At 70.1% G+C, this 14,393-nt stretch carries 9 protein-coding genes; 5 read left to right on the top strand and 4 right to left on the bottom strand.

Going from position 1 to position 14,393, the window contains the following annotated elements; translation table 11 throughout:
• Positions 1 to 129: 129 nt before the first annotated feature.
• The 4 genes from AQJ27_RS10495 to mtnK are packed head-to-tail and all read left to right on the top strand — an operon-like array spanning position 130 to position 4,997.
• Positions 130 to 1,236, top strand: coding sequence for a substrate-binding domain-containing protein (locus tag AQJ27_RS10495; RefSeq protein WP_067365292.1), 1,107 nt, complete (start codon positions 130 to 132; stop codon positions 1,234 to 1,236).
• On the top strand, positions 1,223 to 2,755 hold the full coding sequence (locus AQJ27_RS10500) for a sugar ABC transporter ATP-binding protein (protein ID WP_067365296.1): 1,533 nt from the start codon (positions 1,223 to 1,225) through the stop codon (positions 2,753 to 2,755). The genes AQJ27_RS10495 and AQJ27_RS10500 overlap by 14 nt, the downstream gene beginning before the upstream one ends.
• Positions 2,756 to 2,780: 25 nt before the next feature.
• A complete protein-coding gene (locus tag AQJ27_RS10505; protein WP_067365299.1) occupies positions 2,781 to 3,821 on the top strand; it encodes an ABC transporter permease in 1,041 nt (346 codons plus the stop codon).
• A 15-nt stretch (positions 3,822 to 3,836) separates the two neighbouring features.
• Complete coding sequence (gene mtnK / locus AQJ27_RS10510; protein WP_067365302.1) at positions 3,837 to 4,997, top strand: S-methyl-5-thioribose kinase; 1,161 nt, start codon at positions 3,837 to 3,839, stop codon at positions 4,995 to 4,997.
• 342 nt (positions 4,998 to 5,339) lie between these two features.
• On the opposite strand, the gene AQJ27_RS10515 is transcribed toward mtnK, so the two are convergent.
• The 4 genes from AQJ27_RS10515 to AQJ27_RS10530 all read right to left on the bottom strand — a co-directional run bounded on the left by AQJ27_RS10515 (position 5,340) and on the right by AQJ27_RS10530 (position 10,544).
• A complete protein-coding gene (locus AQJ27_RS10515; RefSeq protein WP_067365305.1) occupies positions 5,340 to 6,956 on the bottom strand; it encodes a glycerol-3-phosphate dehydrogenase/oxidase in 1,617 nt (538 codons plus the stop codon).
• A 19-nt stretch (positions 6,957 to 6,975) separates the two neighbouring features.
• Positions 6,976 to 8,514, bottom strand: coding sequence for a glycerol kinase GlpK (gene glpK / locus AQJ27_RS10520; protein ID WP_067365308.1), 1,539 nt, complete (start codon positions 8,512 to 8,514; stop codon positions 6,976 to 6,978).
• Between the two features lie 132 nt (positions 8,515 to 8,646).
• Positions 8,647 to 9,441, bottom strand: coding sequence for an MIP/aquaporin family protein (locus AQJ27_RS10525; protein ID WP_067365311.1), 795 nt, complete (start codon positions 9,439 to 9,441; stop codon positions 8,647 to 8,649).
• A gap of 338 nt (positions 9,442 to 9,779) precedes the next feature.
• Positions 9,780 to 10,544 carry an IclR family transcriptional regulator gene (locus AQJ27_RS10530; RefSeq protein WP_067365314.1) on the bottom strand — a complete coding sequence of 255 codons (765 nt, stop codon included), beginning with the start codon at positions 10,542 to 10,544 and terminating at the stop codon, positions 9,780 to 9,782.
• Positions 10,545 to 10,813: 269 nt separating this feature from the next.
• On the opposite strand from AQJ27_RS10530, the gene metH reads away from it, so the two are divergent.
• Complete coding sequence (gene metH / locus AQJ27_RS10535; protein ID WP_067365317.1) at positions 10,814 to 14,341, top strand: methionine synthase; 3,528 nt, start codon at positions 10,814 to 10,816, stop codon at positions 14,339 to 14,341.
• Positions 14,342 to 14,393 lie beyond the last annotated feature (52 nt).

The following is a 14,393-nucleotide window of genomic DNA, read 5'->3' on the forward strand; positions in this document are numbered from 1 at the left end:
CCCGTGAACCCGAGGCGCCCCGCCCGTGTACGAGACGTATGCCGCCCTGGCTTGTTTCCTCTCCGGCGCTCCGGACCGGCACTCCCTCTTCGCCCCGCTCACTTCTGCTTGTCCAGCCCTGGAGCCGTCATGTCCCGTACCGCCCGCACCCGCGTCCCCCTCGCCGCGCTGTCGCTCGCCTCCGTCTCCGCGCTCTTCCTCGCGGGCTGCTCCCAGTCCTCCAACGCCTCGCAGAGCACCGGTGACCAGGCCGCCTCGGCCGCCGCCGCGACCGGCAAGAAGCCCGCGCCGTTCAGCAAGGGCGACGTGAAGGTGGCCCTGGTCCGGCAGAGCGGCGCCGGCGACTACTTCGAGCAGTGGGGCAACGGCGCCAAGGCGCAGGCCAAGGCCCTCGGCATCGACCTGACCGTGTACGACGCCCAGGCCGACAACGCCAAGCAGGCCACCGACCTGTCCTCGGCCATCAACTCCGGCGCACAGGCCATCATCGTCGACCACGGCTTCCCGGCCACGATCCAGCCCGAGATCGACCAGGCGGTGAAGAAGGGCATCAAGGTCGTCGTCTACGACGTCGAGACCACCAACAAGAGCGTCGTCAGCACCAAGCAGGACGACGCGAGCATGGCGCAGGCCGTGCTCGACGTCATGGCGAAGGACCTCGGCAAGAACGCCAAGGTCGGTTACGTCAACGTCGCCGGGTACGCCGCCCTGGACAAGCGCGACAGTGTCTGGAAGAAGACCGCCGACGCCAACGGCTGGAAGCAGGCGTTCAAGGTCGGCAAGGTCACCGACTCCACCGCCACCGACAACGTTCCCCTGGTGTCCGCCGCGCTCACCCAGAACTCCGACGTGACCGGCGTCTTCGCCCCCTACGACGAGCTCGCCAAGGGGACCGTCCTCGCTGTCCAGAACAAGAAGCTCCAGGGCAAGGTGAAGGTCTTCGGCGCGGACGTCTCCAACGCCGACATCCAGAACATGACCGCCAAGGACAGCCCGTGGGTCGCCACGGCGGGCACCGACCCGTCCGCGGTCGGCGCCGCGGTCGTCCGTACGGCCGCCCTGGAACTGGCCGGTCAGCTGAACACCACCTCGGTCGAGTTCCCGGCCGTCGCCATCACCCAGGACTTCCTGAAGCAGAACAAGATCGAGAACATGGACCAGCTGCGCACGGCGCTGCCCGCGCTGAACCTCTCCAAGGTCAGCACCGCGGACTGGATTGCCAATGTCGCCCACTGACGCTCCGGTGGAGAGCGCGGCGGTCGCCCTGCGCGACGTCAGCATGGCCTTCGGGGGCAAGACGGTGCTCGCCTCCGTCTCCCTGGACATCGCGCCGGGCAGCGTCGTCGCGCTGCTCGGCGCGAACGGCGCGGGCAAGTCCACGCTCATCAAGATCCTGTCCGGCGTGCACACGGAGCACGGCGGTCAGGTGAGCGTGAACGGCGTGCCCGCCGCGCTCCACTCCCCGCTCGCCGCTCGCCAGTTGGGCATCCAGACGGTGCACCAGCGCATCGGCGAGGGCATCGTTCCCGGCCTCTCGGTCGCCGAGAACCTGGTCTTCGAGGAGCTGGCGCAGGCGCGCGGCAACCCGTTCCGGGGCGGGCGCCGGCTGCTGGCCCGGGCCCGTGAGATCCAGTCGGCCCTCGACCTCGGCTGGAGCGACGCCGTGCTCAGGCGCGACGTCACCGAACTCGGCATCTCCGACCGCCAGTTGCTGATCCTGGCCCGGGCCCTGGCGACCCGGCCCCGCCTCCTCGTCCTCGACGAACCGACCTCGGCGCTCTCCGCCGCCGAGGCGGAGCGCCTGTTCGCGCTCGTCGAGCGGATGCGGTCGGAGGGCATCGCGGTGCTCTACGTCTCCCACCGCCTCGGCGAGATCGACGCACTCGCCGACCGCCTGGTCGTCCTGCGGGACGGCCGTCTCACCGAGGACCAGGTCAAGCCCTTCGACTGGGACAGCGCCCTGCGCGCCATGCTCGCCCAGGCCCAGGAGACGACCACCGCCCGGCCGCGGCGCACAGGCGAGCAAGGCGAGGTCGTCCTCTCCCTGCGCGGCGTTCCGCTCCTGGCGGGTCACCCGCCCCAGGACCTCGACCTGCGCACCGGCGAAGTCACCGGCGTCGTCGGGCTGCTGGGCGCGGGCAAGACAGAACTGGCCCGCGGCCTCTTCGGCGCCGAACCCTTCACCGGGGGAGCGGTCGAACTGGACGGGAAGCCCTACGAGCCGCGCCGCCCGGCCGACGCCATCCGCGGCGGCATCCACCTGGTCCCGGAGGACCGGCACACGGACGCGCTGGTCCCCGGCTGGTCGGTGGCCCAGAACATCTCCCTGCCCTTCCTCAGGTCGCTCTCCACGGTGGGACTCGTGAGCCGCTCCAAGGAGGACGCGCTCGGCCGCGCCACCATCGAACAGCTCGGCGTCGTCGCCCGGGACGAACACAGCCCCGTCGAGGAGCTGTCGGGCGGCAATCAGCAGAAGGTCGTCGTCGGCCGCTGGCTCGCCGAGAACCCCCGCGTCCTCATCCTGGACGAGCCGTTCCGAGGAGTGGACATCGGCGCCCGCCGCGACATCGGCCGCCGCGCCCGCGCCCTGGCCGCCGAAGGGGCAGCCGTCCTCGTCCTGTCGGCCGACGTCGACGAGGTCCTCGAGATCGCCGACCGGGTCGTCGTCCTGGCCGCGGGCGAGATCCGCCTCGACGCGTACGGGGAAGACGCGGAGCGCGACCGCGTGATCCAGACCATCTCGGCGTCCGTCTGATGCCCGGCACACCAGGAAGCACGCCATGACCACCACCCAGAGCACCTCCGTGCCGACGGCGGCCCCGTCCGCAGCCGCCGTCGGCCACCGGATCCAGAACGCCGTCATCAAGTACGGCTTCATCTTCGTCACCGTCACGCTCTTCGCGTACTTCGCGATCAGCGAGCCGTCCTTCCGCGACTCGGCGACGCTCCTCGACACCCTCCGGTACGTCTCCGTCGCCGCCATCCTCGGCCTCGGCGTCACGCTCACCATGGCCGTCGGCGGAATGGACATGTCGGTCGGCGCCGTCGCCGGCCTCGGCGTCACGGTCGCCGCGAAGACGATGGTCACCTACAACCAGGTCGGCACGGTCGCGATCCTCGCGGTCGTCGCGGCCGGCGCACTGGCCGGGCTGCTGAACGCCCTGCTGATCGTCGTCCTCAAGATCCCCGACATGCTCGCCACGCTCGGCACCATGTTCGTGATCCAGGGCACCAAACTCATCCTGGTCGACGGCCAGTCCATCACCCCCGGCATGACCCAGTCCGACGGCACCACCGCGCCCGGCAGGTTCACCGAGGGTTTCCTGCGCATCGACCGCGGCACCTTCCTCGGCATACCCGGCTCGGTGCTGATCTTCGGCGCGCTGACCGTCGTCGCCTGGGTGTTCCTGGCCCGCACCCGCTGGGGGCGCGTGCTGTACGCGATCGGCGCCAACCCCGAGGCCTCGCGGCTGGCCGGCATCCGCGTCGGCGCGTACCGGGCGCTCGCCTACGTCCTCTCCGGCGTCCTCGCCTCCATCGGCGGCCTGATCCTGGCCTCCCGCATCGGCCAGGGCGATGTCTCCGCCGGCACCTCCCAGCTGCTCGAAGCCGTCGCCGTCGCCCTCGTCGGCACCTCCGTCCTCGGCCGGGGCCGCCCCAACGTGTGGGGCACGGCCCTCGGCGCCGTCCTGATCGGGATCATCACCACGGGTCTGACCATCGAGGGACTGCCGTACTACACGCAGGACGTCGTCGAGGGCGCGGTCCTCATCCTCGCCCTGGTCTTCAGCTTCACCCTGTCCAAGCGCCGCACCGCATAAGGGAGTTACGAGTCGATGGGCTACCGCATCCTGGAGACCGAGGACATCGCCGGCTATCTGCGTGAGCGCGGCCACTGGGGCACCGACGAGCCGGAGGTCCGCGAGGTCTCCGACGGCAACATGAACCGCGTCTTCCTCGTCACCGCCACCGACCGCACCCGGGGCCTCGCCGTCAAGCAGGCCCTGCCCTGGGTGCGGGTCGCGGGCCCCTCCTGGCCGATGAGCCCCGAGCGCGCCGACGCCGAGGCCCGCGCCTACGAGCAGGTCGCCAAGGTCGCCCCGGACAAGATCCCGGCGATCCACGGCTACGACTCCGACAACTACGCCCTCGTCATGGAGGACATGTCCGACCTGGAGGTGCTGCGCACGATCCTCAACGAGGGCGGCACCTACGGCCCGGACACCTCCCGCCGCATCGGCGAGTTCGTCGCCCAGCTCTCCTTCGCCACCAGCGACTTCGGTATGCCCTCGGCCGAACGCAAGGCGCTGATCGCGGCCTCCGTCAGCCCCGAGCTGTGCAAGATCACCGAGGACGTCGTGCTCAGCGAGCCGTACCTCGAGCACGAGCACAACCACTGGCACCCCGGCCTCGACGACCTCGCCGTCGCCTTCCGCTCCGACCCGCGACTGCGCACCGAGGTCGCCGAACTGCGCCACCTCTTCATGACCGGCGCGCAGGCCCTGCTCCACGGCGACCTGCACACCGGCAGCATCATGGTCGGCACGCGCGAGGGCGCCCCGGTGGTACGGGTCTTCGACCCCGAGTTCTCCTTCGTCGGCCCGATCGGCTTCGACCTCGGCCTGTACTGGGCGAACACGCTCGTCTCCGCGGCCCGCGCGGACGCGCTCGGCGTCGAGGGCGACCACGGCGACCAACTCAGGCTCTCCTGGGACGCGTTCAGGGCCGAGTTCCGCCGCCTGTGGCCGACCCGTGTCGACACCTTCTTCGACGACGCCTTCCTCGACCGCTTCCTGGACCGCGTCTGGACGGAGTCCCTGGGCTTCGCCGGCGCGGAGATCGTCCGCCGCATCATCGGCTTCGCCCACCTCACCGACCTCACCACCCTGCCGGACCCGGTACCCGCCTCCCGGCGCGCGCTTCTCCTCGGGCGTGAACTGATCGTGCGCCGCGCGGAGTTGACGTCACCCGAGGACGTCGAGGCACTCCTGCGCTGACGGGCCGTCGACCGACCGTTCGACGCCGGCGAGCCGCCGTCGCAGCCGCCGGCGCCGGAACTCGAACGGCTGCCGCCGGCCAGCGGGCAGGCCGGCTCCCGCACCGCCTCGGCGAGCGCGTCGGCGGCCCGGCGGCGTACGTCGACGGCCGGCCGCGTTGTCGCGCAGCGCGTCCCCGAAGACCGCGCGCCGCCGCATCCGCAGGGCGCGCGCGAGGCATTCGGGGGGAGGGGGGCTGACGGGTGCTCGGCCATGGCGGCGCACGCAGAAGGGCGGCTCCCCCCGTGGGAGCCGCCCCTCAAGCCGATCGGATCATCCGCTCAGGATCTGATCACTTCTGGGTCACTTCTTGTCGAGCAGGTCCTGCACCTTGCCGCGGATCTCGTCCGTGGCGAGCCCGCGGATCGTCAGCGTCGTACGGCGGCGCAGCACGTCGTCCGTCGTCTCGGCCCACTCGTGGTCGCGGGCCCACACGACCTGTGCCCAGATCTCCGGGGCGTCCGGGTGGACGCGCTCGCCGAGCTCCGGGTTCTCGTTCGCCAGGCGCGCGATGTCGAACGCCAGCGAACCGTAGTGCGTCGCCAGGTGCTTGGCGGTGTCGGCGCCCATACGGGGGCCGGGCGCCGGGCCGTCGACGAGCAGCCGGTGGGCGACCGCGCGCGGGTTGGCGACACCCGGCAGCGGCATCTTCTTCGGCAGCTCGGAGATCGGCTCGAAGTCGTCGCCCAGCGGGCGGCCCGGCAGCGACTCCAGCTTCTTCATGACCGTACGGCCGATGTGCCGGAACGTGGTCCACTTGCCGCCCGCGACGGACAGCATCCCGCCGCGGCCCTCCGTGACGACCGTCTCGCGCTTGGCCTTCGAGGTGTCGCCGGGGCCGCCGGGCAGCACCCGCAGACCGGCGAAGGAGTACGTGATCAGATCACGGGAGAGCTGCTGGTCGCGGATGGAGAACGCGGCCTCGTCCAGGATCTGGGCTATGTCCTTCTCGTTGACCGCGACGTCCGCCGGGTCGCCCTCGTACTCCTCGTCGGTCGTACCGAGCAGCAGCATGTCCTCCCAGGGGAGGGCGAAGGTGATGCGGTACTTGTCGATGGGGGTGGCGAGCGCGGCCTTCCAGGGGGAGGTGCGCTTGAGGACCAGGTGCGCGCCCTTGGACAGGCGGATGGACGGCGCCGCGTTCGGGTCCTCCATCCTGCGCAGGTGGTCGACCCAGGGACCGGTGGCGTTGAGGACGAGGTGCGCGTTGACGCCGAACTCCGCGCCGTTCGTACCGTCCTTGAGGTCCGCGCCCGTGACCCGGCCCTTGGTGAAGCGCAGGCCGGTCACCTCCGCGTGGTTGAGCACGACCGCGCCCGCCTCGACGGCCGCGCGGACCGTCATCAGCGCCATGCGCGCGTCGTTCATCTGGTCGTCGCCGTACACGGCCACGGCCTTGAGGTTCTCGGTGCGCAGCTCCGGCACGTCCTGCTGCGCCTTGGCCGGCGAGAGCAGGTGGCCGACGCCGTCACCGAACGCCGACAGCGCGGAGTAGGCGAAGACGCCCGCCCCGAGCTTCGCCGCGCCGTGCGGCCCGCCCTTGTACACGGGGAGGTAGAACGTGAGCGGGTTCGCGAGGTGGGGGGCCACCTGGCGGGAGACCGCACGGCGCTCGAAGTGGTTCTCCGCCACCAGCTTCACCGCGCCGGTCTGCAGGTAGCGCAGACCGCCGTGGAGCAGCTTGGAGGAGGCGGAGGAGGTGGCGCCGGCGAAGTCGCCGGCGTCGACCAGAGCCACCCGCAGACCGGACTGCGCGGCGTGCCAGGCGGTGGAGATGCCCAGGATGCCGCCGCCGATCACGAGAAGGTCGTACGTCGCCTTGGAGAGCTGCTCCCGGGTCTCGGCGCGGCTCGGGTTGGAGCCGGAGGCCGGGTGCGTACCGAGGGCAGGCACGGTCTGCAGGGTGGACTGACTGGTCATTGCGGGTTCTTACTCCTCGTCAGTTCTCGTCCTCGAGCCAGCCCATGGTCCGGTCGACGGCCTTGAGCCAGCTCTTGTACTCACGGTCGCGGGTCTCCGCGTCCATGTTGGGGGTCCATTCCGCGGCCCGGCGCCAGTTGGCGCGCAGGTCCTCGGTGTTGGTCCAGAAGCCGACGGCGAGACCGGCGGCGTAGGCGGCGCCGAGGCAGGTGGTCTCGGCGACCATCGGGCGCACCACGGGGGCGTCCAGGACGTCGGCCAGGGTCTGCATCAGCAGGTTGTTGGAGGTCATGCCGCCGTCGACCTTGAGGGCCGTGAGCTCGACGCCGGAGTCCTTCGTCATGGCGTCGCTGACGTCACGGGTCTGCCAGGCCGTGGCCTCCAGGACGGCGCGCGCGATGTGCGCCTTGGTGACGTACCGGGTCAGACCGGCGATCACACCGCGGGCGTCGGGGCGCCAGTACGGGGCGAACAGACCGGAGAAGGCCGGCACGAAGTAGGCACCGCCGTTGTCCTCGACCGAGGACGCGAGGGTCTCGATCTCGGCGGCGGACTTGATCAGGCCCATCTGGTCGCGCATCCACTGCACCAGCGAACCGGTGACGGCGATCGAGCCCTCGAGGGCGTAGACCGGAGCCTGGTCGCCGATGCGGTAGCCGACCGTGGTGAGCAGGCCCGAGTACGAGTTGATGATCTTGTCGCCGGTGTTCATCAGCATGAACGTGCCGGTGCCGTACGTGGACTTGGCCTCGCCCTCGGAGAAGCAGGTCTGGCCGAACAGGGCCGCCTGCTGGTCGCCGAGCGCGGAGGCGACCGGGATGCCGCCGAGCAGCTCGCCGAGCGGGCCGCCGGTGACCTCGCCGTAGACCTCGGCGGAGGAGCGGATCTCCGGCAGCATCGCCAGCGGGACGCCGATGGACTCGGCGATCTTCTCGTCCCACGCCAGGGTGTGCAGGTTCATCAGCATGGTGCGGGAGGCGTTGGTGACGTCGGTGACGTGGTGACCGCCGTTCACACCGCCCGTCAGGTTCCAGATGACCCAGGAGTCCATGGTGCCGAAGAGGATGTCCCCGGCCTCGGCGCGCTCGCGCAGGCCCTCGACGTTGTCGAGCAGCCAGCGGGCCTTGGGGCCGGCGAAGTAGGACGCGAGCGGCAGGCCGGTCTCGCGGCGGAAGCGGTCCTGGCCGACGTTGCGGCCGAGCTCCTTGCAGAGCGCGTCGGTGCGGGTGTCCTGCCAGACGATGGCGTTGTGGACGGGCTCACCGGTGTTCTTGTCCCACAGCACGGTGGTCTCGCGCTGGTTGGTGATGCCGATGGCCTTGATGTCGTCGCGGGTGATGCCCGCCTTCTCGATGGCGCCGGACACGACTTCCTGGACGTTGGTCCAGATCTCGGCGGCGTTGTGCTCGACCCAGCCCGGCTTCGGGAAGATCTGCTCGTGCTCCTTCTGGTCGACGGAGACGATGCGTCCGTCGCGGTCGAAGACGATGCAGCGGCTGGACGTGGTGCCCTGGTCGATCGCGGCGATGAAGGGGCCGGCGGTGTGTGCGTCGGTCACGGTGTGCTCCTGAAGGTTCCGTATGAAAGAGGCTGGCTCACGGCGTACTGCTCACGGCCTGACGGCGTATTGCTTACGGCTCGGAAAACCTTGCGGTTCAAGGAGGGCCCGAGGCCCGAAGGCCTCGGGTCTTTAAGCAAAGGCGACGTTGTAAAGGCCTGCAGCGATCGCGCCGCCGATCAGCGGACCGACGACCGGAACCCAGGCGTAGCTCCAGTCGGAGCCGCCCTTGTTCGGCAGGGGGAGCAGCGCGTGCACGATGCGCGGGCCGAGGTCACGGGCCGGGTTGATCGCGTAGCCGGTGGGTCCACCGAGGGAGAGGCCGATGGAGACAACCACCAGCGCGGTGATCAGGGCGCCCAGGGGGCCGAGGCCGTTGCCCTTGTCGTTGAGACCCTGCGTGAGGACCGCGAGCACCAGCACGACGGTGGCGATGATCTCGGTGGCGAGGTTCTGCGCCGCGTTGCGGATCTCGGGGCCGGTGGAGAAGATACCGAGGACGGGGCCCGCGCCCTTCTCCTCCGCCTCGACGGCCTTGGAACCAGCGGCCTGCGCGTCCGAAGCCCCCACGATGTCGGGGTCGGTCAGGTGCGCGTGGAACTGTCCGTAGTACACGACCCAGACCAGCGTGGCGCCGATCATCGCGCCGAGCAGCTGGCCGCCCCAGTACACCGGCAGGTTGTTCCAGCCGCCGTCCTTGATGGTCAGCGCCAGCGTCACGGCCGGGTTCAGGTGTGCGCCGGACAGCGGCGCGGAGGTGTAGACCGCCGTGAGGACCGCGAAGCCCCACCCGAAGGCGATGGCGAGCCAGCCGGCGTTTCTGGCCTTGGAGGCCTTCAGCGTGACGGCGGCGCAGACGCCACCGCCGAGCAGGATGAGTATGGCGGTACCTATGGTCTCGCCGATGAAGATGTCGGAGCTGGACACCCGCGACTCCTTTGTCCTTCGTCCAGGGGAAGGCGAACCCCGGGTCCCTCCGGTGGTTCGCGCCCTCGGGGGTGAGGGCGATGCCGGCCCATGGCACTGTCACACTCTAACTCGTATTGCCGGTAGGTGTTCGACAATGCCGACCGATGGACGGGAGTCTTGCCCTGGGGTTACCAGCTCGTCAAGAGTTCCGTTATCGAAAACACGATCGTTATTGATCGCCGCGGGTTATCGATCTTGAGAGGCTCGGATAGCCGACGCGGGCATGCCAAACAGGCCGGTACGTCGGACACGTACCGGCCTGTTGTCGTACGGGGGTCAGATCGTCCTTCGGGAGGTCAGAACCGCCCGGCTCCCAGGTCCCGGGAGACCGCGCGGGCGCAGTCCCGAACCGCCGCGATCAGCTCGGGGCGCAGCTCGCCGTCCCGGCAGATGCGCTCCACGGCTCCCGTGATGCCCACCGCGCCCACCGGCATCCGCCGCCGGTTGTGGATGGGCGCCGCGACCGAGGCGACACCCGTCCAGGTCTCCTCGACGTCGTCGGCGTACCCGCGCGCGCGGGTCAGGTCGAGGACCCCCTCGAACTGCTCCGGTTCGACCGTCGTGCGGGCCGTGAACGTCTTCCGCTCGGCTTCCAGGACCTCGCTGTGCGCCACCGGGTCGTAGGCCGACAGGACCTTGCCCAGGGCCGTGGAGTGCAGCGGCTGCATGGCCCCGACCTCCAGCACCTGACGGCTGTCGTCGGGCCGGAACACGTGGTGCACGATCAGTACGCCATGTTGGTGCAGCACGCCCAGGTAGACGCTCTCGCCGCTGGAGCGGGCCAGGTCGTCGGTCCACACCAGCGCCCGCGCGCGCAGCTCGTGCACGTCGAGATAGGTGGTGCCGAGCCGCAGCAGCTCGGCGCCCAGCTGGTAACGCCCCGAGACGCTGTCCTGTTCGACGAAGCCCTCCTGCTGGAGGGTGCGCAGTATGCCGTGGGCCGTGCCCTTGGCCAGGCCCAGCGAGGAGGCGATGTCGGACAGGCCGAGCTGCCGCTCGCCGCCCGCGAGGAGCCGCAGCATCGCCGCCGCCCGTTCGAGCGACTGGATGTTCCGTGCCATCGCCGTGCTGCCTCCGTCCCCTTCGGCCGACAGCGGCGCCTCCGCTACCGCCGTTCGGCAATGTCGAACACTACCGTTCGTTGCCGAGCTCCCGCTAATGGGTCGTCGCAACATGTTCGGTCTGTCTTAACACCCCGGACGCACCCGCCACCCCCGTCCGCCCCGTGGACGGCCCCTGACCCCGTGACGGTGCTCGGGCTACCCTGACGGCGTGCGCCTTCCATGGGAAGCGCAAAGCCGACAGCCGTCGCACTTCAGGGAGCACCTTCATGGCTTCGTTGCCGAACCCGTCCCTTTCGTCCGAGCTTGCCGAGAACCGGACCCGTATCGCCGCCCTCCGTGGGGCGCTCGCCGAGCGTGTCGTGGTGGCCGACGGCGCGATGGGCACGATGCTGCAGGCGCAGGATCCGACGCTGGAGGACTTCGAGAACCTCGAGGGCTGCAACGAGATTCTGAACATCACCCGCCCCGACATCGTCCGTTCCGTCCACGAGGCCTACTTCGCGGTGGGCGTGGACTGTGTGGAGACGAACACCTTCGGCGCCAACCACTCGGCCATGGCCGAGTACGAGATCTCCGACCGCGTGTACGAGCTGTCCGAGGCGGGCGCCCGCATCGCCCGCGAGGTGGCCGACGAGTTCGCCGGCCGCGACGGACGCCAGCGGTGGGTGCTGGGCTCCATCGGCCCCGGTACGAAGCTGCCGACCCTCGGCCACATCGGCTTCCACGCGCTGCGCGACGGCTTCCAGGCGAACGCCGAGGGCCTGATCGCCGGCGGCGCGGACGCACTGATCGTCGAGACCACCCAGGACCTCCTGCAGACCAAGTCGTCCATCCTCGGCGCCCGCCGGGCCCTGGACGCGCTCGGGGCCGACCTGCCGCTGCTGGTCTCCCTCGCCTTCGAGACGACCGGCACGATGCTGCTGGGCTCGGAGATCGGCGCCGCGCTGACCGCGCTGGAGCCGCTGGGCATCGACATGATCGGCCTGAACTGCTCCACCGGCCCCGCCGAGATGAGCGAGCACCTGCGCTACCTCGCCCGCCACTCCCGCATCCCGCTGCTGTGCATGCCGAACGCCGGGCTGCCCATCCTCACCAAGGACGGGGCGTACTTCCCACTGACCCCGCCCGAGATGGCGGACGCGCAGGAGACCTTCGTCCAGCAGTACGGCCTGTCCCTGGTCGGAGGCTGCTGCGGCAGCACCCCCGAGCACCTGCGCCAGGTCGTCGAGCGCGTGCGCGGGATGGCACCGACGCAGCGGCACCCCCAGCCGGAGCCGGGCGCCGCCTCCCTCTACCAGACCGTCCCGTTCCGCCAGGACACCGCGTACATGGCGATCGGCGAGCGCACCAACGCCAACGGCTCGAAGAAGTTCCGCGAGGCCATGCTGGAGGCCCGCTGGGACGACTGTGTGGAGATGGCCCGCGACCAGATCCGCGAGGGCGCCCACATGCTGGACCTGTGCGTCGACTACGTCGGCCGGGACGGCGTCGCGGACATGCGGGAGCTCGCCGGACGATTCGCCACCGCCTCCACGCTGCCCATCGTCCTGGACTCCACCGAGGTCGACGTCCTGCGCGCCGGCCTGGAGAAGCTCGGCGGCCGGGCCGTCATCAACTCCGTCAACTACGAGGACGGCGACGGCCCCGAGTCCCGCTTCGCCAAGGTCACCCGGCTGGCGCAGGAGCACGGCGCCGCGCTGATCGCGCTGACCATCGACGAGGAGGGCCAGGCCCGTACCGTCGAGACCAAGGTCGCCATCGCCGAACGGCTCATCGAGGACCTGACGACGAACTGGGGCATCCACGAGTCGGACATCCTCATCGACGCCCTGACCTTCACCATCTGCACCGGCCAGGAGGAGTCCCGAAAGGACGGCATCGCCACCATCGAGGCGATCCGCGAGCTCAAGCGCCGTCGCCCCGACGTGCAGACCACGCTGGGCCTCTCGAACATCTCCTTCGGTCTCAACCCGGCCGCCCGCATCCTGCTCAACTCGGTCTTCCTCGACGAGTGCGTCAAGGCGGGCCTGGACTCGGCGATCGTGCACGCGTCGAAGATCCTGCCGATCGCCCGCTTCACCGAGGAAGAGGTCCAGACAGCCCTGGACCTGATCCACGACCGCCGCGCCGAGGGCTACGACCCCCTCCAGAAGCTGATGGCGCTGTTCGAGGGCGCCACTACCAAGTCGCTGAAGGCGGGCAAGGCCGAGGAACTGGCCGCGCTGCCCCTGGACGAGCGACTCAAGCGGCGCATCATCGACGGCGAGAAGAACGGCCTCGAGGCCGACCTCGCCGAGGCCCTCCAGACCCGCCCCGCCCTCGACATCGTCAACGAGACGCTGCTCGACGGCATGAAGGTGGTCGGCGAGCTGTTCGGCTCCGGCCAGATGCAGTTGCCGTTCGTGCTCCAGTCCGCCGAGGTCATGAAGTCCGCGGTCGCCTACCTCGAACCGCACATGGAGAAGTCGGACGCCGAGGGCAAGGGCACCATCGTGCTGGCGACCGTGCGCGGCGACGTGCACGACATCGGCAAGAACCTCGTCGACATCATCCTGTCCAACAACGGCTACAACGTCGTCAACCTCGGCATCAAGCAGCCGGTCTCCGCGATCCTGGACGCGGCCGAGGAACACCGGGCCGACGTCATCGGCATGTCGGGCCTGCTGGTCAAGTCCACGGTGATCATGAAGGAGAACCTGGAGGAGCTCAACCAGCGCGGGCTGTCCGCCGACTACCCGGTCATCCTCGGCGGCGCCGCCCTGACGAGGGCGTACGTCGAGCAGGACCTGTACGAGATCTACGAGGGCGAAGTCCGCTACGCCCGGGACGCGTTCGAGGGCCTGCGCCTGATGGACGCGCTCATCGGGGTCAAGCGGGGCGTGCCGGGGGCCGTACTGCCGGAGCTCAAGCAGCGCCGGGTGCGGGCCACCGCCCCGACGGTCGTCGAGGAGCGCCCGGAGGAGGGCCACGTGCGCTCGGACGTCGCCGTCGACAACCCGGTGCCCACCCCGCCCTTCTGGGGCACCCGTGTCATCAAGGGCATCCAGCTCAAGGAGTACGCCTCCTGGCTGGACGAGGGCGCGCTGTTCAAGGGCCAGTGGGGCCTGAAGCAGGCCCGTGCGGGCGACGGGCCGACGTACGAGGAACTCGTCGAGACCGAGGGCCGCCCCCGGCTGCGCGGACTGCTGGACAAGCTCCAGACCGACAACCTGCTCGAAGCGGCCGTCGTCTACGGCTACTTCCCCTGTGTGTCCAAGGACGACGACCTGATCATCCTGGACGAACAGGGCAACGAGCGCACCCGCTTCACCTTCCCGCGCCAGCGCCGCGGACGGCGGCTGTGCCTGGCCGACTTCTTCCGGCCCGAGGAGTCCGGTGAGCGGGACGTCGTCGGCCTCCAGGTCGTCACGGTCGGCTCCCGCATCGGCGAGGAGACGGCCAAGCTCTTCGAGGCGAACTCCTACCGCGACTACCTCGAACTGCACGGCCTGTCCGTGCAGCTGGCCGAGGCCCTCGCCGAGTACTGGCACGCCCGCGTCCGCTCCGAGCTCGGCTTCGCCGGTGAGGACCCCTCGGCCATCGAGGACATGTTCGACCTCAAGTACCGCGGTGCCCGTTTCTCCCTCGGCTACGGCGCCTGCCCCGACCTGGAGGACCGCGCCAAGATCGCCCGACTCCTGGAGCCCGAGCGCATCGGCGTCCACCTCTCGGAGGAGTTCCAGCTGCACCCCGAGCAGTCCACGGACGCGATCGTGATCCACCACCCGGAGGCGAAGTACTTCAACGCGAGGTGACTCGGCGCGAGGCGCGTCGGAGGGCCCTCACAACCAACAGGCGTTTCACCTG

Source organism: Streptomyces olivochromogenes (genome assembly GCF_001514115.1).
Classification (GTDB): Bacteria; Actinomycetota; Actinomycetes; order Streptomycetales; family Streptomycetaceae; genus Streptomyces; species Streptomyces olivochromogenes.